Source organism: Paenibacillus sp. FSL H7-0442 (genome assembly GCF_038593105.1).
GTDB classification, from domain to species: Bacteria; Bacillota; Bacilli; order Paenibacillales; family Paenibacillaceae; genus Paenibacillus; species Paenibacillus polymyxa_D.
Map to the genome: position 1 here is coordinate 4617161 of NZ_CP151963.1, position 26261 is coordinate 4643421.

Consider the following 26261-nt stretch of genomic DNA (forward strand, 5'->3'; position numbering starts at 1 on the left):
GTAAATTTGGGTAGTAATAAGTACAGGAAACAATACAAAAGGAGCGACAGATATGGATACAGCCACACACTTTGTCATGGGAATCGGATTGGCCGGTCTGGCCTACACTGACCCTGTCGTCGCCGGAGATCCAAAGTTGGCCGCAGTGGTGCTGCTCGCTACAGTTGTAGGGTCACAAGCTCCGGATTTTGACACTTTGCTTCGGTTGAAAAATAATGCAGCCTACATTCGCAATCACCGTGGACTGTCGCATTCAATTCCCTTCTGGTTGATATGGATCTTGTCCATAACAGGGCTAATTTGCCTGATCTTCAGAGATGTGCCCCCAGGTCATGTAGCATTATGGGTAACGATTGCCGTCTGCCTGCATGTATTCACAGATTTATTTAATACGTACGGAACACAGGCATTCCGGCCGTTTACAAACAAGTGGATATCTTGGAATATCATCCATATTTTCGATCCCTTTATTTTTGGCACCCATGTTGCTGCGATTATGCTGTGGATCACCGGATTGATTCCACCCGCTCCCTTATTTATTACGCTGTACGTCATTATTGGCCTGTATTACATTTGGCGAACCTGGAGTCATTTTATAACCAGAAAAACGGTACGTAATATGGACAACGAGCGTCAGGAGGGCGACAATTATTATATCATTCCCACCGTATCATGGAACCGGTGGCATGTGGTAAAAGCTCATCAGAATGGAAGTTATGACATTGGCGGATTAAATGGCTCGCACTTATTTTGGACGAAACACGCAATTCCATCCACACATCCTGCCGTAGAAGCATCCAAATCCTATCGCGATGTGCAGGCATTTCGCTATTTCTCCTCCTTTGCTGTTGCCGAGGTGGAAGAACTGGAATGGGGCTATATTGTGCGATGGGGAGACGTCAGGTATCGACACCGGAGACAATATCCATTCGTGGCTGTGGTCGCGATGGATAAGCAGTTTGGGCTGATCAACAGTTATATCGGATGGCTCAGTGACGAAAAGATGCAAAAACGCCTTTCCCTGCATACGAATTAAAATCTGCTTACAAGCTAACAACCAGCCGTATGAACAAGAGACAGCAAGTTCCCCCTTAATCTGGGAGCTTGCTGTTTTTTTGGCCATTCGCGCCAAAAATCACATCTCATGAAAGCGCCCTCTTGACGAAGCGGACTTGCGTGATTCACAATGGTCATAAGCCATGCGTAAAAAAAATCCGGAGCATGATCGCTCCGGATTTTCTTCATGACAGTTGCTCATAATACAGCTTCCAAGATGGAGTGTTTATGTGTATTACTGCAAACGGCTGCTGCCCGACAAGGATTGTTCTGCTTGTTGGACTAGCTTTTTCGTAATATATCCCCCAAGAGAACCTGTTTCGCGGGAAACAACATTACCGAAGTAACCGTCCTGAGGGATGGTGATGCCAAGTTCTTGAGCTGCCTCATATTTTAATTGTTGTAAAGCGGCGTTGGCCTGCGGTACTTGCAGGTTGTTTGAACGACGTCTGCTCATATTTGAATCTCCTTTCAGTTCTTTGTGAGTGAGGTTCATTGCAAGCTTGCAAGATTATTATGGCTCGCTTACAACTACTTATTCCTGAAATTCAACATTCGAACACTGGAGGTTTTTACCAATGAGCAAAGGTTTATCCCTATGGTTCGCCGTTTCATCCATTGTCCTGCTGACCGCAGCCGCTATATCCATCAGTTATTCCGCATGGCTTGCCATTCTACTGGGGCTATTATCTGTCGGCAATATTGGCTGGGGTTTCGTGGTCAAAGCCCGACAACGCCGCTCCTAATCCAATCCTATAAAAGGCCTAATTCGTTTCGCCTCAATATGCTTTAGCGTAGACGTGGCAGAAAGCCCATGCGCTCTTTGACCGCAGACAGCGTGACTTCAGCAGCTTCTTGTGCACGCTCTGCGGATTGGGCCAAAATATGTCCAATTTCACCGGATTCCCGGATATCGCGATAGCGCTGCTGAATCGGTTCAAGCATAGCCACAACCGTCTCTGCCAGTTCTTTTTTAAATGTTCCGTACATTTGACCTTCATAGCGATCCTGCACTTCTTGGAGCGACAAACCGGAACACTGGCTGTAGATGCCCATCAGATTACTAATCTCCGGTTTATTGGTCGGATCATATCTCACCTCACTGCCAGAATCGGTCGTAGCGCGGCTGATTTTCTTGCGTATGACTTTCGGTTCGTCCAACAGGGCAATAAAGCTGCCTGCATTCGGATTGCTCTTGCTCATTTTTTTGGATACATCATCCAAGGACATAATTCTCGCCCCTACTTCAGGGATATACGGCTCAGGAACAGTAAAATAATCTCCATAACGGTGATTAAAACGGCCCGCCAAGTCGCGTGTCAGCTCCAGATGCTGTTTCTGATCGTCGCCTACCGGGACAAGATCCGCGTTGTAGAGCAAAATGTCAGCTGCCATCAACGACGGATATACGAACAACCCTGCTCCTACGGAATCCTTGCCAGCAGCCTTGTCCTTAAACTGAGTCATACGTTCCAGCTCGCCCATATTCGTCAGTGTTGTCATCAACCATCCCAGCTCAGCGTGCTGAGGAACATGGGATTGTAAAAAGACGTTGGATTTCTCTGGGTTAATACCCGCTGCAATAAATAATGCCGCTACCGCCTCCGACTGCTCGCGTAATTGAGCTGGTTCCTGCGGTACGGTAATCGCATGAAGATCTGGAACCATAAAGTAACATTGGTGATCCTCTTGCAATTTGACAAAGTTTTTCATTGCACCAATGTAGTTGCCCAAAGTAAGTTGTCCGCTAGGCTGAATACCTGAAAGTACAGTTTTCATATTCTTCCTCCTCCGATTATTTCAATATTTTAGAACGCAAAAAGGCCCCGCATCCTCAAGGGACGCGAGACCGTGGTACCACCCTTATTCATTGCCGTCAGCCTTTGCTTGTCGGAGCTATGCCCCATGACTGATTGCAATCTTAAAGCTCCGTTAACGGGGAGCAATCGGCCGTCATACTGAGGACTGTAAAATCCTGTTCTGTGCGGCACTCCAAGGTCCATTCAGCAATGCAGGCTCACCGGTTCCCATCCACCACCGGCTTTCTGAAGAGCTTATGCGAAAGCTTACTTGTCCTCATCATCGCGTTATCCATGTCATTACTTTCTAAACTACATTAATGATAATTCCGCATAATGTTATTGTCAAATGACGATTGTGCCCTACGATCAAAAATCTGTTATCATAATGACACGAAGCTTCAACCGATTATAGTGGACAAAGGAGCATGGATATGAAACAAGTGACCAAAGAACACTGGAACGGTTACGACACGTATGTTTTACATAGTGGTGAACTGGAAGTTACGATGATCCCTCGCCTCGGGAATAATATTATCTCAGTGCGTGATCTGAAGCTCGACAGGGATATCGTACGTCGGCCCGGTGAGGAAGAATTGGCTTTTTATTTACAAAAGCCTTATCATTTTGGCTTGCCCATTTTGATTCCTCCTGGCCGAATTCGCAGAGGACAATTTGAGTTTGACGGTGTTCCTTACCAGTTCGACCGAAATACAGCCAATGACAACCATATACACGGTCTGCATCGTAATCAATCCTGGCGCTGCAGTGATATTGAAGAGGATGAAGAAGGTTGCAGTGTCACTACCGAGCTTTTGACAGAAAGTGATCCGCACTGGATGGAACAATTCCCCATTCCTTTGCGTCTGGAGATGACGTATCGCTTGCAGGGTGCTATATTAAGTCAAACACTGCGCGTAACCAATTTGGGTGAAAAAGCAGCCCCATTTGGCTTGGGATATCACACTTGGTTTATGGTGGACGGAGAACCTGAGCGCTGGCGCCTAAAGCTACCTGTAAACGGCGTATATGAACAGGATGCTGAACAGCTACCTACAGGTATCATTACTTCGTTGAATGACTTGGAACAGCTCTCTTCGGGTCTTTCTCTGAAAGGAACGAATCTAGATACGTTGCTGCGGGCAACGGAAGGCCCTGCTGTAGCTCTTTTGACTCGTGATGATGGTTATCAAATCCGCTACACAGCAGATGAGCAATACTTTAAGTATTGGGTGTTATACACCAAAGGTGAATGCGATCAGTATCTTTGCATTGAGCCTTATACCTGGCTGTCAGATGCTCCTAATTTACCTGATCCTGTTGAAGGAGGCGGGCTGATCCGTCTGGAGCCTAAGCAATCCATCGATCTCAAAACTCAGATTCATATCATATATCCGTAATTTCCCTCTAGTCACTTTCCTTCCTTCGGCGCATATTTTCATAACTCTGTCGCATACTAACCTCATCACAGCCGAAGGAGGTGACTACACATGAATGAAGCTAATCAAGGCAGAAGTCGTCGCAGTAACAACCTTGTTGTTCCTCAAGCCAACAACGCACTGCAACAATTGAAATATGAAGCTGCACAAGAGCTGGGCATCACCATTCCGGCAGACGGTTACTACGGTGACATGCCATCCCGTGAAGCTGGTTCTCTGGGAGGCTATATCACTAAACGCTTGGTACAGCTGGCCGAACAGCAATTATCAGGACGTTCAGGTCAATAAGCGTCATTATTCCACATGAGCATTCCGTTCATCGTAATTTACCAAAATGCGTTATAACGGGCATATAACATAGGCGGTCTTCCCAAGGAAGGCCGCCTTTTCTCTTTTTTAAATTAGGATTTTGCAAAATTCTCATATTGATGATTATTCCGAATTAGCCGCTCGGTATGTAGGCTTGTTGTAGCGGATCATGAGATTCGCCATGTTGTAGTTGGACTCCAGTGTTGCATCTACCAAAATCGTTCCTTGTCTGATGGCAAAATCGAAAGCAATCTCACCATGAGTCCAGCTACGCTTATGATTTAGCGTTTCTAGGGCCATACGCCGAAAATCCTCCCGATGCTTTGCTGATAACCCCGGTTCTACTGCTGCAAACGTGCCACCCTTACCTGCAAGCGGATTATGGCGAATCCCAAACTTCCCAACTACATTGTTACGTATTTGTACAAATACGATGCCTGACGACAAACCCGCCAGTTCATTATCCAGTTCTTTTAAAACGATATCCATCTGCCTTGCCAACGACAATTGACCTACTTCATCCATTACAAAAACCCTCCTATATACCTTGTCCGAAAATAATTAATAGGTCTTACGGCTCAATTATATGCGAAGATTTTTAACCTTACAATCAAAACCAACATAATTGGGTATTTATAACTATTTTCTAAGTATATCCATCATTTTAAATTTCGCCAACAGGTAATGTTAATTACACTTCGACATTTTGCGACTTTGTTCATCATCTTCTGTAAAAATTACAAAAAAGGCCTCCCTTATAGGAGACCTTTCAAAAGTGTAAATCCGTTATTTTGTCATTTGTAAAAATTGCTCAATATCCTGAACAGTAACTTGCGCAGCATTACGCCAGAAGTCAGCCTGTGTTAAATCGGTACCTAAGTGCTTGGAAGCCAATTCTTCGACTGTCATGCGACCTGTATCACGCAGCAAGGCATCATATTGGTCGGCGAAGCCGTCAGGGTTTTCCTTCGCAAAAGCGTAAATTCCTGCACTGAACATATACCCGAATGTGTACGGGAAGTTGTAGAAAGGAGTGTCCGTAATATAGAAATGCAGCTTGGATGCCCAAAAATGAGGATGAGCCTCATCCAGGATACCACTAAACGCTTCACGCTGCGCTTGTTCCATCAACTCGCTTAATTGTTGTGCTCCTACGACTCCTTTTTTCCGCAACTCGTAAAAACGGGTTTCAAATAGGAAACGGGCATGAATGTTCATAAAGAAGGCTACACCACGCTGAATTTTATCCTCCAGCAAAGCTACCTTCTCCTGACCCTCGGCAGCTTCCAGCAAAGCATCTGATACAATAAGTTCTGCCAGCGTCGACGCCGTCTCAGCTACGTTCATGGCATAATTCTGATTCAATGGGTGCAATTCATTCATCACATGCTGGTGATAACCGTGTCCGAGCTCATGGGCCAGTGTCGAAACGTTGGATGGTGATCCGGCATAGGTCATAAAAATACGGGTCTCTTTGCTTAGACGCAGAGATGTACAGAAACCACCCGGACGTTTGCCAGGACGATCCTCTGCTTCAATCCAACTTTTCTCAAAAGCCATTTGGGCAAAGTCAGCCATTCTCGAGCTAAATTTACCAAATTGCTCAACAATCGTTACAGCAGCATCGTCGTATGGGATTTTAGTGGTTGATGTTCCCAGCGGAGCTTCAACGTCATGCCAGGACAGCTTCTCTAAGCCCAGCAGCTTTGCTTTCCGCTCCAAGTATTTAACTACAATAGGCTTTGTTTCATTAATAACCTGCCACATCGTATCCAGCGTTTGTGCGGACATACGGCTGATTTCCAGCGGTTCTTTAAGCACATCTGTCCAGCCTCGTTTTTCATATAGCTTCAGACGGAAGCCTGCCAAATGATTCAATGTATCCGCGCAATAGTCCTCTACCTGAGCCCATGCCTCTTCCCAACGTGCAAACACATCTTTACGTACGCTGCGATCTGCTTCATCCAGCTTATTAGCTGCTTGACCTACAGACAGGTTTACGATCTCGCCATTTTCTGGTACAGGGATCGTCATATTTTTGACAATGGTATCATAGAAGTCGCCCCATCCATGGTAGCCATCCACTGCCAGATCCAATGCAAGGCTTTCCAGCTCAGGAGCCATTTTTTCACGTGCTTCGTTCCGATATTCGTTCAGGACAAAAGAAATCGGCTGGATAGCTTCGCGCTCCATCCATTTCTGCCAAATGTCTTCACTGGTTTGTGCCAGCAAGTTCTGGAAAGATACTAAAGCACTTTTCCCTTGGGCATACAGCGTGTTGACACGCGCCCCCAGTTGAACAGCCAGCTTGTCGTGCTGGTTTTGAGCAGTTAGACAAGAGACAAAGGAACCCGCCTGCGACGCGCCATTAAACAGCTCCTGGATGCTACTCAATACACTATCCAGACGCTCGGTATCCAATACCGTTTGTGGTACTTTAGCTGCTTTAAGCTGGGACTGCAGCTGTTGGACCTTGCTTTCCAATTCTTCCAAAAATGCATGGAATGAGGCAGAGGAAGACCCTCCGCTAAAAATAGATTCCAGATCCCATGTTTGCTTTAACGGTGTTTTCATAATAGTTCCACCTTTCTTTTTTGGCGAATTCATGTGGTTTCATATACAATAAAGCTACATCGTGATAGTAAATCACTACAATTGGGAGGAAAACAGAATGAGACCCTTACAAATTTCGCCGGAAACGGCTGTGAAATTATCCGAAAAGCTCGGTATTCCGCTGGAACACCTTATGCATACACCCCAGCACATTTTGATGCAAAAGCTGGCCGAACTGGCTAAAGAAGAAACCGCTGACCCGAACGGCGGAGAATCGGACAAATCATGATCCCTTTTCATAAAACCTGGCCTTATGACATCGTCATGGGAGACGTTTATGTACAGTCTTGTCCGTTTTGCGACCAGGATAATGTATTGCTGCCCCTGAAGCCTAAAGAACTTAAGCTCATACACGAAGGTATGAAAAAGCTGCTTGTGTTTCCATGTTGCCATAACAAGGTTACTTTAGTGGATTGTGATGACGATTATTTGCTGTCAGATACCACATTGCGTCATCATTAATTCATGAGTTGTAAGAGAATATAACCCGTTTTACAAACAAGGTGTGAACCATGAGCCTAAATCGGCCATAGTGCACACCTTTATTTCTTCAGGAGGAGCTTGCGTCTTGCATTTCCTCCGGCAGTTGGAAATTTTTAGCCATCATTTGTTCTCGCAGTACAGACCACTGTTCGCGGGAAGCCCGGATCATGGCTGCATCCATAATCTTTTTGTCATTAATGACACGCGAAAACCAGCGTACCGCTTCGTTAAAGTTCCCTGTACGTCGATGCAATTCACCAATCAGATACAGCAGTTTGGCATTATTCGCCCCGACACCCTCCAGTTCATAAACCCGAACGTAAGAATCCAGACTAAATTTGAGAAAGCGAAGCTCCTGCTCCTCATTTCCCTGGTATCTGTACATCCATGCGATATGCTGTAATAGACTGGCTACTACGCGTTCCTTTTCTCCGATGACCTGGGCACAGAGTAAACCCAGTTTATACGTTTCTAATGCCTCTTCCCAGCTACGATGCCCGCCATATTCGCGAGACTGCCAGCGATTACCGATTTTATCTCTAAAAATCTTGGTTTGCTGATCGCTTAACTGAACGGTAGAGTGCTCTGTCGAGGTAAACCCACAATGAGGACAGACCCTTACGACATAAAAATCCGGATTTTCATTCTTATAATAAGCGCAAAAATCTGAATCTGTACGAATGGCCTTCTTTAGGCTTGGTCTGACACGAGATGTCTGAAATTCTTCTTCACAATGTGTGCAGGTGATTTTAATCTGATATAACGGTTCAAGTTCCAATGTTTTTACAACCCTCTCCAAAATTCGGCAATCCCCGCAAGCTTACGGGGTATTTACAAAATGATGCGCAGGACCAGACAAACGGTTAAGTATGATTGAACGAAGCGGCTCCTCAATGCCCGTATCCGTTAACGCACCTGCCATACAAGACAACCATGCCTCTGCTCGCTCCTCCGTAACGGGAAACTTCATATGTCTCGCACGTAACATCGGATGACCATATGCATCAGAAAAAAGGGACGGTCCTCCAAAAAACTGGCTCAGGAACATAAACTGCTTTTCCTTAACCGGTTCCATGTCTTTAGGAAACAGGGGACTTAACAACGGATCTTTATAAACTCTCGGGTAGAAGGCCTCAATAATAGCACGAATACCTTCCGCGCCCCCAAGGTTGTCATAAATGCTCAGGCTAGGGTTCACTTTTCCTCCAACTTTCTGTGCTATGGTAATAAATATACACCCGTATTATAACAAAAAACAAAAAATGACGCTAAAAATAAGCGTCATTTTATCAATTTAACATATGAAGAGGATGTGCTTCGTTGCACATAGCTTCGTCATTCTATAAATACAATTAATAACTCCGCCAATCCTCTTCACCGGAATGGACGAGAGAGGCACGAATAACATACACAAAAGCACATACGAACAGACCGGCAACGATACTCATCCTGATCACTCCATCCTTAAGGTTATGGATCGTTGTTTTCCTATTTTAACATACTATTTACAAAAATACAGCAACAAATGTAACCGTTTTCTTTGTTTTTTTTGTACTCTTTGTCCATCCCCGACATAGGTATAATAGTACAACTCCAAAGGAGGGGCCTCTATGTCGCTATACCGTCGTTACTCGCTTCCTCTGCTCATCCTTTCACTGCTATTCCTATTTATACTTATGGCTGTATACCCGCAATCTTCTCTGAATGCCGGGCTTCGGGGGCTTGCCATCTGGTGGGACGTGCTGTTTCCATCTTTATTCCCGTTTTTCGTTATTTCCGAGCTTCTCCTCGGTTTCGGAATTGTTCATTTCATAGGTGCGCTGTTGGATCCGCTGATGCAGCCTCTATTCCGTGTACCTGGCTGTGGAGGTTTTGTCGCTGCGGTCAGCTGTGCATCCGGTTACCCGATTGGAGCTAAACTAACAGCCAAGCTGTGGGAGCAAAAATGGATCACACGCATTGAAGGAGAGCGTTTGGTCGCATTTACGACTTCCTCTGATCCGATATTCTTGATCGGTGCGGTTTCCGTTGGCTTCTTCCATCAACCAGAAATTGCACTCGTACTGGGCGCGGCTCATTATGGTGGTGTGCTCATCATCGGGCTACTTATGCGCTTCCACGGTTCTCGTTCAGGGGAAACAGATACTCGCAGCGACCGCCCTCAACCTACTCCAAAAGCCTGGTCGAAGTCCACAAATACAAAAGCTGCTGGTCGCAATAGACAGCCTGGACCCCTACGCCAAGCATTATATGCCATGCATACAGCTCGTTTGGAAGATGGTCGTCCATTGGGTGAGTTACTCCGTGAGGCGATTACTTCCTCCCTACGCCTTATTATTGTCGTAGGAGGGCTAGTTGTATTCTTCTGCGTCATTTTAGAAGCTTTGACGAACTCCGGTTTAATGAGCGGACTTCATCTGCTTACGGCAAACCTCTTGACTGCATGTGGTCTTCCTCCTACGTTAACGGAGTCCATCGTGGGTGGTATTTTCGAAGTCACTTTAGGAGCGCAGGCCGCAGGTAAAGCCACGGCAGCGATACCATTCAAGGTAGCCGCAGCCGCTTTTGTGCTCTCCTGGGGCGGGCTATCGGTTCATGCGCAGGTTGCAAGTATTTTAAATATGACGGATCTTCGTTATATGCCATTTTTGTTGGCCCGGGCTGCGCACGGCTTCATCTCGGCACTGCTCGCTCTCGTGTTATGGCAGCCTCTGATGGGACAGGGAAGCTCTCCAGTCTTTTTTCCAATATACGACATCGTATGGTCCCCTGGCTTCTCGTCCGCCATGCTGTTGCAAAGTCTGCTGTTTCTTGGCTTTATACTGGCTGGAATGCTTAGTCTCTCATGGTTGAGTGTGGGTACCCGTCGCTTATACGTACGTTTGAGAAGAACACACAGGCAATGAACGATTGTGTTCTTGCTCATAATTGATTATGATCGATATATACCCATGACAAAGGAGCTTTTCATCTTGAGATATTATGTTCTGGATCGCGGGGATCAGCACTCCATGGACTTGAGTCAGCAATTTCACCGTCTTGCCCAAGAAAAGAATTTCAAGCTGGATGCCGAATCGCCGGAAATCGTCGTGTCTATTGGAGGCGATGGTACAATGCTTCATGCGTTTCATACCTTCATCGACCGCATTCCGGATATTGCCTTTGTTGGTGTACATACCGGTCATCTAGGCTTTTACGCCGATTGGCGTGCGGACGAGCTGGAGGAGCTAATCCACCTGATGAGCCAAAGCGGATCTGAGGGACCGCTTAACCCGAGAATCGTTAAGTATCCACTGATTGAGTTGGAAATTCACAAGAAATCAGGCAATGCTTCTTTTATTGCCTTGAATGAGTTTACGTTAAAAGGGGTGGATGGCACTGTCGTTGCCCAAGTAGATATTAACGATATCACCTTTGAAATGTTTCGCGGTGACGGTATATGTGTTTCTACCCCCTCAGGGACGACCGCCTATAATAAAGCACTTGGCGGAGCTATGGTTCATCCCACCATTGAAGCATTGCAATTGACTGAGATCGCTTCCATTAATAACCGCGTGTATCGGACACTAGGATCGCCATTGCTACTGCCCAAACATCATCATTGTGATATTTTTTCACGGAAAGATCAGCGTCTTTTATTGACAGTAGATCACCTGAACTTTCCTGTGGATGACTTAATCTCTGTTCGATGTCAGGTCGCAAGTCAGAAGATCAGCTTCGCTCGTTACCGTCCTTTCCCATTTTGGGATCGAGTACGCAACGCCTTTCTTAATTAGAACCTGTAAAAGAGCCGACTCTGGCTCTTTTTTTACAAACAAAACGGTTCCTGAAAATTCAGGAACCGTTTTGTTGTGGAGCAGTAAATGTTTTATTCTTTTTACTACCCTCAGTTTTTTCGGCTTTAGCAGCTGGATGGGTCTGACGCTGGCCCTCAGGTTCACGTGAGACACGAACTTGCCGTCCCTCCCGATTTTCCTTTGGTTGACGCTCATAGCGTGGTCCACGTGATTCCTTTTTATCGAAATTCCCTTGCTGATTGCGCTGTCTACGCGGTTCGCGGGTTTGCTGCCCTTCACCCGGATTGCGTCCATCCTTTGCTTCACGTGGTTCTCTTGGCTGGCGCGAATCACGTGCTTCACGTGGCTCACGTTGCCGATTTCCTTCACGTCCTTCTCTGGATGAACGACTTTCACGAGCTTCACGCGGCTGTCGCTCACGTACTTCCTGGGCATCCTTCGGTTCCCGACGTTGCAACTCGCGTGGTTCTCGGAATTCTCGAGGCTGCTCCACTCGCGATTCCTCCGTAGCTGTGGAATCCTGTTGTGGTTGCGGCCACTCCTGTTCTCCAGCTGTATGTTGCAATACTTCTTGCTGCTCTTCGGTTTCTAACGTTCCCGCTTGTTCCCTTTGAGCATCTACCAACTGCTGAATATCTGGAGCAACGATTTCATCATTGACGCCGTTTTTATTAATCACTTCACGGCTTTTTTGCAGCACAAAATAGGCACAGCCAAAATTGCAGTATTCATTAATGTAATCGTCCAGTACCACTATAGATGTATCCTTATTTGCTTTGGGATGGCCGTCTCGATAAAAGCCCTTCAGACGCAGCTGATTGTAACCCCAATCACCAATAATGTAATCATAGCGATCCAGCACTTCACTATACCGATCACGAAACGCTTCGGGATTCCATCCGTTCTTGTGATCCTGCAACAATTCATAGTTTTTACCACCGATTTGAAACAAGCTATTCTGACCGCCTTTCCCGGATCAAGCCTGCGAAAGGGCGCTTTCTTCCTTATGCTGAGCGGCTGACTTCACCTGCTCATGCGCTTGGTAGGAGCTGCGGACCAACGGTCCAGATTCGACGTGGCTGAATCCCCGCTGTAATCCCTCTTCCTTTAACTTCGCAAAATCTTCCGGTGGATAATATTTTTGCACATATAAATGTTTCTCGGACGGCTGCAAATATTGACCAATTGTCAGAATGTCACAATCGACTTTACGCAGATCATCCATGGCTTGTAAGATCTCGTCCCACTCTTCTCCGACACCTAGCATGATGCTTGATTTCGTTGGAATAGCCGGATTTAATTGCTTCGCACGTTGAAGCAGCTCCAGAGAGCGACGGTATTTCGCTTTAGCCCGAACCTTGTCGGACATGCGCTCCACCGTTTCAATATTATGATTCAGAATATCTGGTTTGGCATCCATGACGATTCGCAGCGATTCAATATCGCCCATAAAATCGGGAATCAATACTTCTACACTGCACAAAGGTAACCGGCCGCGAATCGCACGAACCGTTTCTGCAAATATAGTAGCGCCCCCATCTTTTAAATCGTCGCGAGCCACACTGGTTACGACACAGTGCTTCAAATTCATGTTCCCAGCCGCTTCTGCGACGCGATCAGGCTCCTGCAAGTCAAGTTCCGTAGGCAATCCCGTATTTACTGCGCAAAAACGACACGCACGCGTACAAATATCACCCAAAATCATAAATGTAGCTGTCCTATTGGCCCAGCATTCATATATATTAGGGCATCGTGCCTCCTCACATACGGTATGTAATGTCTTGGAACGCATCATGCTCTTGATTTCTTGATAGTTATCGCCTGTCGTAAGTTTAATACGAATCCAGTCGGGCTTAGCTTCCTTCTCTTTTCTAGACAATGGCATAGACCTTCTTTCTGATAAGCTTAAGCTGTCATTGTCATACATTATAACATGAAAGCCATGGAAAAACCTCCATTCATTGTTCCCTTTTTGATATGACATTGATGCCGAAAAAAGTAAACTTTTTATATGGATAAAAGCGGCGGATATGGCTCAATCTAAACAAAAGCGCCCTATTCACGCTATTGAATAGGGTCTAGAATTTACTGGGCGGTTAAGCCCTTCTATAGGAGGTCGGTTCACGTGCCTTACCCTACGCGGACAGCCCGCGCTGTTCGTCTGTTATCGCTGCTGATATGCGCTGCTACACTGACAACGGCCTGTCCGCTTCCTGCCCATGCCCTTGCCAATCACTTACAGTCCTCGTCCGCCGGAAGCAGCCTGACAGTTAATGTAGATGCTGAACATGCACAGTCTTCAATGTATATTTCCAGGCTTGCTTTATATCGTTCCATCGAAGCCCTGACAGGAGTCCCTTGGTACAGGCTGGCCGCCATCGACCAGTATGAACGTACACTTACGGTGGCCCATCCCAAAGATCGCAAGCATGCAGAACGAACCATAGGTATTTTCGTTACGGGACCGATCTGGTCCGGCTTGATGAACCCTGATTCGGAGGATCAAAATCCACGTTCCATAGAACTATTTTCCGGGCTGGGACAAGACGGTTCGGGTGATGGAATTGCTGACCGCAATAATGACAAGGATCTGCTGTTCAGCATCGCATCTTATCTCGGAAAGTATGGAAACAACGAGGATGAATTTGGTATTGCCGTTTGGGAATATTACCATAACAGCCGCGCAGTTCAAAGAGTTCAGCAGTTTGCCAAGCTGTATCGGACGTATGGCAAGCTGGATCTGGTCAGCCAAGCTTTCCCCCTTCCCTTAGGCAGCATTTATAGCTACCGCAGCACATGGGGAAGCCGTCGCAGCTGGGGGGGCTACCGTATACATGAAGGAACTGACCTGTTTGCTGGCTACGGAGTTCCAGTTCGCAGTACCTGCTACGGTGTAGTTGAAATGAAGGGCTGGAATCCCTTTGGAGGATGGCGCATCGGAATCCGAGATCTCAACAACCGCTATCACTACTATGCGCACCTTTCCGGCTTTGACAAAACCGTTCACAACGGAGACGTCGTTACACCTGGCCAGACGGTTGGCTGGGTCGGAAGCTCGGGCTATGGAAAACCTGGTACCCAAGGCAAGTTTCCACCGCATCTGCACTACGGTATATATCGGGACAATGGCTGGGCAGATTGGTCCTTTGACCCGTATCCGTTATTAAGACAGTGGGAGCAGTCCGAACGCAAAGCGCTCAAAAAAGGAAAGACAAAAGGGACCTCCTCATAGGGTCCCTTTTATTTTTCCAGAGCAACTCACGTCACTCCATTCTGCTCTATGGCGTTGGGGGCTGACTAGAGGAGTTTGGGTCTTCCTGTACCTCTGGAACACTTACTATGCTGGAATCTATAGCGCCGCTACTCTCTATGGAATGGGGAGGCAACGCCAACTGCGGAGCGGCTGCACCATTTTTACCTACTGGTTTTCCCTGATTGTCATAGTAGTACATCGGAACGTTGCCCACCACCAGCAAATAAGAAACGGGGATTTCCGTCTCCACAATCTGAGGTTGCATCTCAAACGGTATAACCACAGACACTTCCGTCGTAATCCGAATATACACTTCAACCAAGATCATGTTTATGCCCGCATCCTGTTGCCGCGTATTTAAATCCACCTTAATCGCTCCATGCGGCTCCACCTTTAGAGGAATCTTGGGGCCATAAGCTGCCAACAATGGACTGCCCAATGCCTGACCAATCGGAACGCTCTCATCAAAATGGCTCATGCTGTCCATCGTTGCCTTAACTGCTTTGAGCGTGTCTGACGTAATTCTCATATGCTCTGCATAATTCAGAACAAAGCCGGAGGTTCTTCCTTGTGCATCCGTTCTCCATTCGATCAAATTATCAGCTGTCTTCCCCTGCTCTACCTGTGCTGTAATTGCTGAATTAATAGCCTCCGTCGCCATTTGTTTGACCCGCACTTTTGCCAGATGCATCATAGGCGGCTTCAAATGCTGCTCCACATAAGCAGCCACCTGTATGATTCCTACCAGCAGCGCCAGTACCACAATCAAAAATACTCTACGTCTGCCGCGTCGCCTTCTGTTGGGCGCGCTGTGCCATTGCGGTCTTCTCATCATCCGATCCCCCCGCAGCGTTGAACTTACCCTACAAGGATATGCAAGGAAGGGACGAAAAAGAAGCCGCCCGTCCGGCAGCTCCTCTAGATGGAACAAATATATAATTGCAAATATAAGGTGCACTCATTATTTGAAAATATGGTCAATCTTTTCGATATCAGCCTGACTCAATTGGACATTTAGCGTCTTCAGATTCGCCAGCACCTGCTCCGGCCCCTTCGCCCCTGGAATGAGGGCATCAATTGAATCGCGTGTCAAATACCATGCGAGCACTACGTGAGCAACCTCTGCATTCAACGCATTGGCAATCTCCCGTACCTGCTCCACTTTGTCCAAATTACGAGCAAATGTATCTCCCTGAAACAGTGGATTATTCGCTCTGATGTCCGTGAAGGTCATGTCTTTCGTATACTTACCACCCAGCAATCCTGAAGCTAGCGGGAAATAAGGCACAAACGAAATGCCATTTTCCTTGGTATAAGGCAGCAGATCCTTCTCAGCTTCCCGTTGAAACAAATTATATTGGGATTGGAGCACATCTACATAACCGTCGCTATTCGCATCCTTAAGTTGTTCAATGGAAAAGTTAGATACGCCAATAGCCTTGATTTTGCCTTCGTCCTTAAGCTTCTTCAGTTCTCCGACTGCTTCTGCCTTCGGCGTAGCTTCATCGGGGAAATGGATATAGAACAGATCGATATAATCGGTCTGCAATCTTTTCAGACTAGATTCGACGGATTCTCGTAAAAAAGCAGGCGAGTTGTCAAAAACAATCTCTCCGTTCACAAATTTGTGTGCACCCTTCGTGGCAATAACAGCTTTATCACGCTGACCACGCTCTTTCAATACCTCACCAATTAATCGTTCCGAGTGCTCAGGTCCATAAATAAAAGCCGTATCCAGAAAGTTGATGCCATTGTCCAAAGCTGTGCGAACGACTTCTTTGCCCGTTTCATTGTTCAAATCGGAAAAGAGATTATGTCCTCCCACCTTATTTGCACCCAAACCGATTGGTTTTACATATAAATCTGTTTTACCAAGACGCACTTGCTCTGCCAATTCACGTCATCTCCTTTTCGAAAGTTACTTCCATTTTATTATTAAATTCCAAAAAAAGCAAAGTGCGTACCTAGCAGTTGCTCTTATCCTTTAATCCCCGTCAAGGCAATCCCTTCCATAAAATACTTCTGTCCTATGGCAAACAGAATAATAGCAGGCAAGACAACAATTAAAGAAGCGGCCATCAAAACGCCCCATTGAGCTGAATATATTCCCTGAAACTGCTGCAGCCCAATCGCCAACGTAAATTTGCTCTCATCATTAAGGTAAACCAGCGGCCCCATAAAATCATTCCATGTGTTCAGAAACGTAAATAATCCAATGACCAAAATCGCCGACCTCGACAAAGGCAAAATAATACGGGTAAAAATCGTAAAATGATTGCCTCCATCCACAAATACAGCTTCATCCAGTTCTCGTGGTAGAGTCATGTAAAATTGTCTTAGCAAAAAAATATTAAAAACGCCTCCACCAAAAAACGAAGGTAATACCAATGGAACGTACGAATTAACCATGCCTAATGCCTGCCAACCAATAAACGACGGAATCAGCGTGACTGCAAACGGAAGCATCATGCTACTTAATAATAGAGCAAATACCTTATCTCTTCCCTTCCATCTCATTCGCGCAAAGCTATAGGCAGAAATGGTACTCGACAGAAGTACACCTGCCAAAGTACCCGCAACGACGATAAATGTATTCACAAAATAGCGCCCAAAGGATAACTCTTCAAACGGCTGTAAAAAATTCTCGAATACAAAAGGCTCTGGAATCCATTTTGGCGGGATCAAAAAAATCTGACTTAAATCCATCATGGAGCTTCGCACCAGCCAGTAAAAAGGAAACATACAAAACAGGGAGCCCACTATGAGAACTGTGTAGAGTAAATTCCTGCTCCAACTCCAACCGCGTTTTTTCATCTTCATGCCCCCCCGCCTTCGTAATACACCCATTTTCGGGCCGTCTTGAACAGAAAGGCAGTGAATACCAAAACGACAATAAAGAGCACCCAAGCAATAGCACAGGCATAACCCATATTTGAAAAAGTAAATGCCTCGCGGAACAAATAAAAGGTATAAAACAAGCTGGAGTTATTGGGTCCGCCCTGAGTCATGACGTAAGGCTGAACAAACACCTGAAACCCACCGATGAAGCCCATAATCGTATTAAAAAAAATAGTGGGCGATGTCAATGGAATTGTAATATACATAAGCTTATGAAGAGCGTTTCCACCGTCAATTTCAATGGCTTCATAATAATGTCTAGGTATATCTTGCAAGCCTGCCAGAAAAATAATCATGGTTCCTCCAACGGTCCACAAACTCATTAAAACCAGAGTAGGGACTACCGAGCCTTCGCTATAGATCCACTGACTTTCGGGCAAATGCAGCGCACGCAGCACCACATTTAGCAACCCAAGATCCGGATCAAACAGCCACATCCAGATCATAGACGATGCTATGAGGGGCACAATGGTAGGGAGATAGAAAACAGTCCTGAAAAAAGCCAGACCTTTTACCTTTTGATTAAGTAATATCGCCAAAAAGAAAGCTACAATAATTTGCAGGGGCACACTTAGAAACACATAATAAAACGTAACCCCGAGTGATTTATAAAAAAATTGATCCGTACCGTCAAATAAGTGGACGTAATTATCCAGACCGATAAAATTAGCCTGTGAAGCTACCTTGTAATCGGTAAGACTGAACCAGAGACTAGCGATCATCGGTCCCAGAACAAAAATGACAAAGCCGAGAATAGCAGGGGCGGCAAAAAGCCACCCCAACCAACTTTCCTGCTTACGAATAGAAGATAATGATTGCATTCTATCCCTCTCTTTCTGTCAAAACACTCATCCTATTCTTTTGGATACGTCCCCTTAAATTCCGCGTTGGCCTTGGCGGAAACCTCCTTAAATGCTTGCTCCACCGTTTTCTTGCCTAGCCATACCTGATCCAGCGCCGGGTTAATGATGGCATTGATTTTTTCCGAGTTTTTCAGATAATAGTCGTAAGAATTGACACCGTTATGCAGCGTTTGGTTCATTACAGCATCACGGTAACCATCGGCATGACCTGGTTTGACATCGGCCCATTTGCTAATCAAATCTGGTTCGGTGTACCACTTTTTCATGACAGGCATCCACAATCCGCTGGAATGCATGTCAAGTCCGCTTTCAGCATCCAGCAAGAATTTATAAAACATCCATGCTTCTTTAGGATGTTTGGTTTTGGCAGAAATCACTTCCGGTTCGCCAAACAGGATCGTTTTGCTGCTCTTCAGCTTGGGTAACACGCCTACACCAAAATTCACTTTCGATTCTCCAAGATCCAATTGAACCCACTGTCCATCCAGATCCATCGCTACTCGCTTACTTTGCAGTGCTACGGCCGGGGAAGGTATATTTTTGGACTGCGTCGGCGACGGTGCCACATGATAAACGTTGATCAGATCAGCCATTTTCTGAACAGCTTCAATCACATCAGGGCTCTCAAGATTAAGCGAATCCCCTTTGTCTGAAATGACACTTGCGTTATTGGAAGGCACAAGCAAATGCCACATCCATGTATCAAACCGAACTCCATACTGTTTAATGTTACTTGCATCGAAATTGGGGCTGAGCGCATTATTTCCCGCTTTATCAATGGTGAGCTTATGTGCTGTCTCTAAAAACTGCTCCCATGTCCAAGCGTCCTCAGCTTTTACCGGTGGCAAAGCAACACCAGCCTCATCAAACAAATCTTTATTGTAATAGAGGGCGAAAGCTTCCTCAGTTACCTTGACCCCTGCCACTTTGTCCTTATCCCAATAGATGACTGAATTAGGAATAAGACTTTCCTTCGTTAGCTCCTTATCCTCCTTCAAAAATTCATTTAAATTATATAGTTTGCCTTGTTCAGCCCATTGCAGAGCCTGTGCTTTATAAATGGGAAATACATCGGGTGCCTGATTGGCAGCAAACATCGTCGTTAATTTGGTAACGTAATCCCCGGGGATATGCATATAGTTGATTTTGATCCACGGATATTTCTCTGTAAATTTTTTAGCGATTTCCTGCTGAACCTTCTTTTCATTGGTGCTACCCCAACTGGCATAGGTCAGTGTCACTTGCTCGTGACCCTGCAAATCAACTGGTTTGCTGCTGCTCTCATTTGAACTACAGGCTGACATAAGCCCAACGATCAAGCACATGCAGACGATCCATAATTTTCGTTTTAACATGAGTAACGCCCCCAAACCGGTTATTTTTTTATCTTTTCGTTTGTTGCTTCGTCACTAAATTTATTTTAGCAAACGCTTACATTTTTAAAAGTCGTACTCTCATTGGATTGGTGTCATTTGATTAGATCTATGAATTTCTCCGATGCAAATCAGGACGAATGCCCCCTTACCTGCTGAGTGGAGCGTAACGCCATATTCCATTCCATATAATAGCCGTACTCTTCTGTCTACATTTTTAATACCCGTTGATCTGATTTCTCCAGCTTGAATTCGGCGTATATGATCTTCTTGAATTCCTAATCCGTTATCCTCCACTTTAAAACACACCAATTGCTTCTCAATCCAGGCTGTGATCCTTATCAGACCTCCTGATTCCATTTCCGCGAAGCCGTGAATAATTGAATTTTCCACAAAAGGCTGCAAGAAAAGTTTGGGAACCTCCATCTGAAGCAAAATAGGATCAATATCATATTCCACCGTAAACTTGTCCTGAAAGCGATTCTGCATAATGTAAATGTATTTTTCCAGCCAATTCAGATCGGTTTCCAAGCTCCATGTATCGTTTTTGTTTCGGGTAGTAATTTGCAGCATTTCCGCCAGATTAATGATCAATTGACCCAGCTCCTGCTGTTTATGTTCTAACGCAATCCAATACATTGTCGTTAAGGTATTATACAAAAAATGAGGATTTAACTGCAGATTAAGTGCCATTAACTCCGACTCTTTGGCTCGCAGACGCGACTTGTAATTTTCCTCGATTAAATCTTTAATTTTTTCATTCATTTGATTAAATCGAATCACCAGATCTCCCAATTCATCATAGCCACGTACAGGAATTCGAATATCAAAATGTCCCTTCTCCATTACTTTCATCGCCTGTTTCATATCCGTGATGGGCTTACTGATATAAACAGACAGTAAATAAGCAAGAATAACAGCAACGAGCATCATAAAGCCTAAAAAAAACACCGTGTAGGTACGAATCGTTGACAGATGTCCCAATACATCTTCCATAGGAATGGCTATATAGGATACCCAGCCCGTCGTTTTCATGGCTTCGTAAACCAGTAATATGCTTTGACCTTTAACGTTTACCATTTTCATCCCTTGTTCCGAAGTAATGGCATCCTTAAGCCAATCCGCCACGGGTTCCCCTACTTGTTGCTGTCTATCTGAACTCATGACCATCCCGTTTTTATCTTGAATCATGCCATAGGATAGATGTGCAAATCCGCTACGGGCTGCGTAATCTTCAAAACCCTCGTTTAACAAGTCAGGACGAAAATTCAATATAAGTATAGGTTTTTCCTTTCCCTCCGGAAGCGTATGGAAGGTTCCTGCATCATCTAATGCAGTCAAATGGAGCTGCTTTACTACAGCAAATAAAGAACTAAACTCATAAGAGCCTCGTTTTAAATCCTGCTGATGGAATGTATCGGCATACGAATAAGCGGGAATCCATTGGGTAGCCCCCTCTGCTTCCACCGCCGTTGTTGCCAACGGAGAAGAATAGAACGGCTGAACAGGAATATACATCCGCTCAGTGCTTCCATATGCATAATTTTGCGTCATAATTTGGGAAGCGTATACTTCCTCCATATTGCCAAAGTATCTGTACAAAATTTTTGTAATGCTGCGATCAGCTCGTAACAGCGATGAAGAATCCGTAGTGTCCACGTCCGTAATAGTTTGAAGAAGGTCATGGTCGATCGGAATCATATCTACGGTTTTTTGAATAGCTGTCAGCTTGTTATCCAGCAGCTGGTTATTACTACGCAGAACGCTTGTAACGCTATCTGTTACATTTGTAGTAATATTTCGTGCGCTCGTTTCAAAGTAAACGAAACCTAGGATCAAAACGATAAAACCAGACAACAAAAAATAGGACAGCATCAATTTCGTACGAAAGCTACTGTCCAAAAATTTTTGACACATATATTTAACTTGGCGCATCGTATCTTCCTTTCACCTAACAATCAGTTGAATTTCCTGCGAAATTCTTCCGGTGTGTGCATTACGTTTTTTTTGAACACTTTAAAAAAGTATTTGATATCTTTATAACCAACCTGTCTACTAATTTCTGCGACCTTGGCGTCTGTATGCAGCAGTAAGTGCTGAGCTTTTTGCATTCTGAGCTTCACCATATATTCCGTGAACGAGAGCCCAAAATAATTTTTGAACAGAATGCTAAAATAGGACGCATTATAGTGGAAGCGCCGGGCCACAATCTCCAGACTAAGGTCTTCATGTAGATGTGCATCTAGAAATTCCTTGCACTTTTTCATAATGGGTTCGCCTTTGGAGGCGCTATGAAGCTCAAGAATCAGCTCTTTTAACCATGTTGCAACACCATCCTCAAGGTTCTGAAGACAGGTGGCCTCTTCGACAGGTTTGTTCAACCGTTCCGAAAAACGTGAGTAGACTTCCTCACTCCACCCTATATTTAACCGTTGTAAACTAACCAACAGAAGGTGTACCACTTTTGCTTTAAGCGCTTCAGGTGCAGGATACCCTTGCGTCATTTGTCCAATGAAATTCTGCACCCGATCCAATAGCTGATCGGGCTCTCCATTAGAGATAGCGCTTTCAATAAATTTAAAAAAGGCCATCTGTTCGTGTGCGCTCATTTCCTGTACTGGCTGCTCATCATCTGAAACGACAAGGTTCAAACATCTGATGTGAGGTGTATAAAAGCGCATGGAGATTAGGCCGACGGCCTTTTCGTGAGATTGGCTTATTTGCATTTCATTAAAATCAAAAGGCTGACCCCAAGCAAACCAGATTGAAATCGCTTGCTGTTGCTCCATCTTTTTCAGCCCAGCTTGAAGTGCGCTTTTGGCCTCCTTGCCTTCAGATCTATCCTTCCAGTTCACCACTGCGACCATATGGTCTTTATGAAATTCGAGTGGAAATACGACTGAAGACACCCAAGGCTGCAATATTTCAACAACCGTATCACGCAGACGGGAATCCCACATATGTATATCCTCCGGGTGGGCTGCGGATACTCCCAACGCGAGAACTTCTCCTACCCCATGCCATCCAAAGTGACTTTTTAATAGACTTTTCTCGTTAGGCCGTAACTTGTCTGTCACGCATCTGCTAAACAAATGCTCCACAAATGCAGGCATACTCTGCTCAATTTGATTCAACGCTGTTTGATTCCCACTGAATGCTTCTTGTTCCTCTACAATTACCTTCTCTATATGTTCAATCACTTCAATAAGCTGCTGTGATTGCACCGGTTTCACCAAATAATCATTCGCCCCATACCGCACCGCCTGCTGTGCATAGCTAAATTCCTGGTAGACTGTCACTAAAATAACTTTGGTCTCATGCTGACCGGATGTTCTCAATTGTTGAAGATATTCAAGTCCATTCATGATCGGCATTTGAATATCTATAAAAACGATCTGGATCGGTTTGGATAAAGAAATGGTCAGAGCATCTTTCCCGTTCTTGGCTTCCCATACCTCGTATTCTGGACGTAAATCCCTGACCATGGCAGCCAACCCTCGACGCTGTCTAGTTTCATCATCTACAACAAGCACTCCCAGCGGGATCGAATTCACTGACTCCCCTCCTGTCGATCTTATACACGTATGTTTTTTTCAGTATAACACTTACAGGTGGGAGCCGATCCTATTTTCTTTTTCGCTTCATACTACGAATGGTCGTTTTCGTTGCCTGATCCACCCGGTATGATTCTGTAATTTTCTGCAGAGCTTTATTGAAAGTAAAATCATCCAATGTATTATGACTTAAATACGCCATCGTTGCCTCAGGCAGCTTGATATAACAGATCGATATCGCCCATGCTACCGCCATTTGTACATAATAATCCTCACGATGGGTCTGATCTAGCAGAGCAAACACCCGGTTCATATACTGTTCCTCAATATAAAAATTCAGAAGCATAACTACACCAAACCGAATTTCATATTCTTTCTTGGAGAGCAAGTAGGGTTGAATAAACTCCCACACCCGTTCTTTATGATGTTTGGTGATTTTCAATCCGGCACAGAAACTATCACATACGGACCAATTATCAATTTTAGGAACAAACTTGGCGGTATAACTCAAAACTTCCTCTATATCCGTTTTTACAGAACCAATCACCATGCCTTGCAGCATGACTTCTTCGAAGTGATCACTTTCAGCAGTCTCCAGATAGAGACGCCAATCCCCTTTGGCGATATTTTGAGCTAGCTTACGCAGCATTGGCAGACGTACACCCAGCACATTATTAATCGTCGGAAGCAATGCAGCCGTGAATTTCTGAAAATCCGCATCCACATATGACAGTATTTGTTCTCTGATTGTTTTCTCCATCGTTTCCACTCCCTGATTTTTAACGAAATGAAATACTCCACAAATAAATGGAGGCCACCGAACCATAAGGCGAATAGACTCGGCGGTACTCCTCGAATTGCTGCTTGGTCAATGTATCCAGATGGTACAACTTCATCATTCCCCGTCGAATAGCCATATCACCCCAACTGACGACATCTGGACGCTCCATGCAATTCATCAGCATCATTTCAGCCGTCCAAGGTCCTATCCCTTGCAGCGAGGACAATTTCTCGATCACCTGTGCATCGGAAAGCTCATATAATTTCTGTAAATCCAACAGGCCCTGCTCGATCGACTGGGCTATATTAAGGATACATGTGGCCTTTTTCATGGTGATGCCACAGCTTTGAATATCTAAAGCCGTCTGAACAGCTATATTTTGTGGAGTGATCACGCCTAACTTCTCCTGCATCCTTGCCCATATGGTTTGAACCGCCTTGGCCGATATAAGCTGTCCCACAATCGCATGAACGAGCGCAGCAAACAGGTCGGGAATGATCACCCGCTCTACCTTGCCCATTTGCGTCATCGCTGCACCAAGTACGGTATCTACGTTTTTTAGATAATTGATTTCCTTTTCCCCATAGTCAAAGTTTTTGGTCATTACAGTTTGCATTCGTTCTCCCGTTGCCCCCTTATATGTTTCACTCTTGATTCAATGGCATAGACTGCTGTTGCATCAAGGTTCGAATCCTTCTTTGCTCACGTAGAGCTGTTCTTTCGGGAAAACATGGAGAAAACGTTCATAAACCGTCTTATAGGCAGCAGGATGATACCATTCTTCCAGCCCCAATGACTCGTACAGCGCACCTATTTTTAAGCTACGCGTTCGTCTCCCCCCACTGCCATCTCCCATAAAATAATCATCAATACAGACACGGTTGACCAGAGGCAAAAGCTTGTCTGCAAAATGTTCACTGCTTGGAAGCATCGGAGCAATCGTAGCTTGCGTTGGTACACCTGCCTCCTTTAAGAGATGCAGCGTTTGGAGACGAGCCTGGATGGGAGGAGCTTCCGGGGTAAAATGTTTGCGTATATCTTCTCGATCTGTTTCTACAGTCATACTTACACGAACACGATCCCCCAATCGGAGCAGTAAATCGGTATCCCGCCGTACCAGTGGACTGCGCGTCTGTAAAAAGAGAAAATCTGGTGGCTCATCCACCATCACCTCCAGCAGAGACCGGGTCACCTCTTCCTTGTACTCAGCAGGCTGATAAGGATCTGTGCTTGACGACATGAAAATCGTGACTTTACCTTTGGATTTGGCTCTACGAAGTTCCTTGCGAAGAATATCTGCCGCCTGATTTTTAATATCAACCCATGTCCCCCACGCTTCCTTCCGAAATGTGGAGACTGGCAATTGGCGTACATAGCAATACGAGCAACCAAAGGTACAACCTGTATACGGGTTCAACGAGTGTGTATACCCTGACAAGAAGCCGGTCCCTTTATTCAGAAGTGTCTTTGGGGATTTGTAATACTCATTTTTCATACTGAACCAACGCCACTCTTTCCTTTTCGAGCTGCAAAAGCTTAACCTTCATGTCCAAACCACCACGATATCCGGTCATAGCTCCATTTTTACCAATGACCCGATGACAAGGGACCGTAACCAAAATCGGATTAGCACCGATGGCGGCCCCCACCGCACGAACAGAGGCTGGTTTTTGAATAGCGTTGGCAATATCTGAATAGGATAGTGTTTCCCCATACGGAATATCACACAACGCATTCCAAACCGCCAGCTGGAATGCAGTCCCCTGAAAGTCAAAGGGCAATGTAAATTGGGTGCGCTCCCCTTGGAAATATTCAATCAGCTCCTTGGCATAGGGCTGTAAAGCGGCATCCTCTTCAACTAAAGGGCTACCGGGAAATCGACTTCCTGCCCATGAAAACAATTCCTCTACAGGATGATTGGGCGAGCCCACATAACATAATCCTTCCGATGTAGCTGCAATATATAAATTCCAATCCTCATGTGTCAACAATGACCAATAGATCGTTTTATTTATTTGATGTGCCATGCTGTGTACCTCCATT

At 45.3% G+C, this 26261-nt stretch carries 28 protein-coding genes; 9 read left to right on the top strand and 19 right to left on the bottom strand.

Annotated features, from left to right (window positions below):
- Positions 1 to 52: 52 nt before the first annotated feature.
- Positions 53 to 1036 carry a metal-dependent hydrolase gene (locus MHH57_RS20385; protein WP_342434456.1) on the top strand — a complete coding sequence of 328 codons (984 nt, stop codon included), beginning with the start codon at positions 53 to 55 and terminating at the stop codon, positions 1034 to 1036.
- A gap of 255 nt (positions 1037 to 1291) precedes the next feature.
- Here the strand turns inward: MHH57_RS20385 and MHH57_RS20390 are convergent, their stop codons facing one another.
- Entirely contained in the window at positions 1292 to 1513 is a 222-nt protein-coding gene (locus tag MHH57_RS20390) for an alpha/beta-type small acid-soluble spore protein (protein ID WP_013311857.1), read from the bottom strand.
- A gap of 121 nt (positions 1514 to 1634) precedes the next feature.
- On the opposite strand from MHH57_RS20390, the gene MHH57_RS20395 reads away from it, so the two are divergent.
- On the top strand, positions 1635 to 1802 hold the full coding sequence (locus tag MHH57_RS20395; RefSeq protein WP_007431986.1) for a hypothetical protein: 168 nt from the start codon (positions 1635 to 1637) through the stop codon (positions 1800 to 1802).
- A 43-nt stretch (positions 1803 to 1845) separates the two neighbouring features.
- On the opposite strand, the gene trpS is transcribed toward MHH57_RS20395, so the two are convergent.
- Positions 1846 to 2835 carry a tryptophan--tRNA ligase gene (trpS, locus tag MHH57_RS20400; RefSeq protein ID WP_342434457.1) on the bottom strand — a complete coding sequence of 330 codons (990 nt, stop codon included), beginning with the start codon at positions 2833 to 2835 and terminating at the stop codon, positions 1846 to 1848.
- Positions 2836 to 3289: 454 nt separating this feature from the next.
- On the opposite strand from trpS, the gene MHH57_RS20405 reads away from it, so the two are divergent.
- The gene (locus MHH57_RS20405; RefSeq protein ID WP_340933119.1) at positions 3290 to 4255 is read left to right on the top strand and encodes an aldose 1-epimerase; all 966 of its coding nucleotides are present in this window, start codon (positions 3290 to 3292) and stop codon (positions 4253 to 4255) included.
- 90 nt (positions 4256 to 4345) lie between these two features.
- Entirely contained in the window at positions 4346 to 4582 is a 237-nt protein-coding gene (locus tag MHH57_RS20410) for an alpha/beta-type small acid-soluble spore protein (RefSeq protein ID WP_013311861.1), read from the top strand.
- A gap of 144 nt (positions 4583 to 4726) precedes the next feature.
- Here the strand turns inward: MHH57_RS20410 and MHH57_RS20415 are convergent, their stop codons facing one another.
- Positions 4727 to 5128, bottom strand: coding sequence for a hypothetical protein (locus tag MHH57_RS20415; RefSeq protein WP_013311862.1), 402 nt, complete (start codon positions 5126 to 5128; stop codon positions 4727 to 4729).
- Between the two features lie 261 nt (positions 5129 to 5389).
- Positions 5390 to 7177 (bottom strand): M3 family oligoendopeptidase, encoded by a 1788-nt coding sequence (locus MHH57_RS20420; RefSeq protein ID WP_029518201.1) that lies wholly within the window; start codon positions 7175 to 7177, stop codon positions 5390 to 5392.
- Positions 7178 to 7274: 97 nt separating this feature from the next.
- Between MHH57_RS20420 and MHH57_RS20425 the strand changes: the two genes are divergently transcribed.
- Both MHH57_RS20425 and MHH57_RS20430 read left to right on the top strand, forming a co-directional pair.
- A complete protein-coding gene (locus MHH57_RS20425; RefSeq protein ID WP_014277894.1) occupies positions 7275 to 7445 on the top strand; it encodes a YycC family protein in 171 nt (56 codons plus the stop codon).
- Positions 7442 to 7678 carry a hypothetical protein gene (locus tag MHH57_RS20430; RefSeq protein WP_029518200.1) on the top strand — a complete coding sequence of 79 codons (237 nt, stop codon included), beginning with the start codon at positions 7442 to 7444 and terminating at the stop codon, positions 7676 to 7678. The genes MHH57_RS20425 and MHH57_RS20430 overlap by 4 nt, the downstream gene beginning before the upstream one ends.
- An 88-nt stretch (positions 7679 to 7766) precedes the next feature.
- On the opposite strand, the gene MHH57_RS20435 is transcribed toward MHH57_RS20430, so the two are convergent.
- Complete coding sequence (locus tag MHH57_RS20435; protein WP_049817024.1) at positions 7767 to 8498, bottom strand: DUF2225 domain-containing protein; 732 nt, start codon at positions 8496 to 8498, stop codon at positions 7767 to 7769.
- A 21-nt stretch (positions 8499 to 8519) separates the two neighbouring features.
- Positions 8520 to 8897 carry a globin gene (locus tag MHH57_RS20440; RefSeq protein WP_029518198.1) on the bottom strand — a complete coding sequence of 126 codons (378 nt, stop codon included), beginning with the start codon at positions 8895 to 8897 and terminating at the stop codon, positions 8520 to 8522.
- A gap of 412 nt (positions 8898 to 9309) precedes the next feature.
- On the opposite strand from MHH57_RS20440, the gene ylbJ reads away from it, so the two are divergent.
- A complete protein-coding gene (ylbJ, locus tag MHH57_RS20445) occupies positions 9310 to 10605 on the top strand; it encodes a sporulation integral membrane protein YlbJ (RefSeq protein ID WP_340886357.1) in 1296 nt (431 codons plus the stop codon).
- Between the two features lie 66 nt (positions 10606 to 10671).
- A complete protein-coding gene (locus MHH57_RS20450) occupies positions 10672 to 11475 on the top strand; it encodes an NAD kinase (protein WP_013372943.1) in 804 nt (267 codons plus the stop codon).
- Between the two features lie 58 nt (positions 11476 to 11533).
- On the opposite strand, the gene MHH57_RS20455 is transcribed toward MHH57_RS20450, so the two are convergent.
- Complete coding sequence (locus MHH57_RS20455; protein ID WP_342434458.1) at positions 11534 to 12448, bottom strand: YutD-like domain-containing protein; 915 nt, start codon at positions 12446 to 12448, stop codon at positions 11534 to 11536.
- A gap of 24 nt (positions 12449 to 12472) precedes the next feature.
- A complete protein-coding gene (gene lipA, locus MHH57_RS20460; protein WP_029518195.1) occupies positions 12473 to 13375 on the bottom strand; it encodes a lipoyl synthase in 903 nt (300 codons plus the stop codon).
- Between the two features lie 246 nt (positions 13376 to 13621).
- Here lipA and MHH57_RS20465 point away from each other — a divergent pair, with 246 nt between their 5' ends.
- Entirely contained in the window at positions 13622 to 14728 is a 1107-nt protein-coding gene (locus tag MHH57_RS20465) for a M23 family metallopeptidase (RefSeq protein ID WP_342425214.1), read from the top strand.
- 46 nt (positions 14729 to 14774) lie between these two features.
- Here MHH57_RS20465 and yunB read toward each other — a convergent pair whose 3' ends face one another.
- The 11 genes from yunB to MHH57_RS20520 form a co-directional block, all read right to left on the bottom strand.
- Positions 14775 to 15584: a sporulation protein YunB gene (gene yunB / locus MHH57_RS20470; RefSeq protein ID WP_051718005.1), complete on the bottom strand. Its 810-nt coding sequence runs from the start codon at positions 15582 to 15584 to the stop codon at positions 14775 to 14777.
- 126 nt (positions 15585 to 15710) lie between these two features.
- Entirely contained in the window at positions 15711 to 16643 is a 933-nt protein-coding gene (locus MHH57_RS20475) for an aldo/keto reductase (RefSeq protein WP_029518192.1), read from the bottom strand.
- An 83-nt stretch (positions 16644 to 16726) separates the two neighbouring features.
- Positions 16727 to 17563 (bottom strand): carbohydrate ABC transporter permease, encoded by an 837-nt coding sequence (locus MHH57_RS20480; RefSeq protein WP_340933131.1) that lies wholly within the window; start codon positions 17561 to 17563, stop codon positions 16727 to 16729.
- A gap of 2 nt (positions 17564 to 17565) precedes the next feature.
- Positions 17566 to 18468 (bottom strand): sugar ABC transporter permease, encoded by a 903-nt coding sequence (locus MHH57_RS20485; RefSeq protein ID WP_250240304.1) that lies wholly within the window; start codon positions 18466 to 18468, stop codon positions 17566 to 17568.
- A gap of 32 nt (positions 18469 to 18500) precedes the next feature.
- Entirely contained in the window at positions 18501 to 19865 is a 1365-nt protein-coding gene (locus MHH57_RS20490) for a sugar ABC transporter substrate-binding protein (RefSeq protein ID WP_340933135.1), read from the bottom strand.
- 99 nt (positions 19866 to 19964) lie between these two features.
- The gene (locus MHH57_RS20495) at positions 19965 to 21800 is read right to left on the bottom strand and encodes a histidine kinase (RefSeq protein WP_342434459.1); all 1836 of its coding nucleotides are present in this window, start codon (positions 21798 to 21800) and stop codon (positions 19965 to 19967) included.
- 41 nt (positions 21801 to 21841) lie between these two features.
- Entirely contained in the window at positions 21842 to 23437 is a 1596-nt protein-coding gene (locus MHH57_RS20500; protein WP_341071232.1) for a response regulator, read from the bottom strand.
- A 70-nt stretch (positions 23438 to 23507) separates the two neighbouring features.
- The gene (locus MHH57_RS20505) at positions 23508 to 24197 is read right to left on the bottom strand and encodes a DNA alkylation repair protein (RefSeq protein ID WP_318628419.1); all 690 of its coding nucleotides are present in this window, start codon (positions 24195 to 24197) and stop codon (positions 23508 to 23510) included.
- Positions 24198 to 24216: 19 nt separating this feature from the next.
- Positions 24217 to 24834 carry a DNA-3-methyladenine glycosylase 2 family protein gene (locus tag MHH57_RS20510; RefSeq protein WP_341071233.1) on the bottom strand — a complete coding sequence of 206 codons (618 nt, stop codon included), beginning with the start codon at positions 24832 to 24834 and terminating at the stop codon, positions 24217 to 24219.
- A gap of 63 nt (positions 24835 to 24897) precedes the next feature.
- Complete coding sequence (locus tag MHH57_RS20515) at positions 24898 to 25713, bottom strand: radical SAM protein (RefSeq protein WP_029518189.1); 816 nt, start codon at positions 25711 to 25713, stop codon at positions 24898 to 24900.
- Positions 25703 to 26245 (bottom strand): methylated-DNA--[protein]-cysteine S-methyltransferase, encoded by a 543-nt coding sequence (locus tag MHH57_RS20520; RefSeq protein WP_029518188.1) that lies wholly within the window; start codon positions 26243 to 26245, stop codon positions 25703 to 25705. The genes MHH57_RS20515 and MHH57_RS20520 overlap by 11 nt, the downstream gene beginning before the upstream one ends.
- Positions 26246 to 26261: the final 16 nt, after the last annotated feature.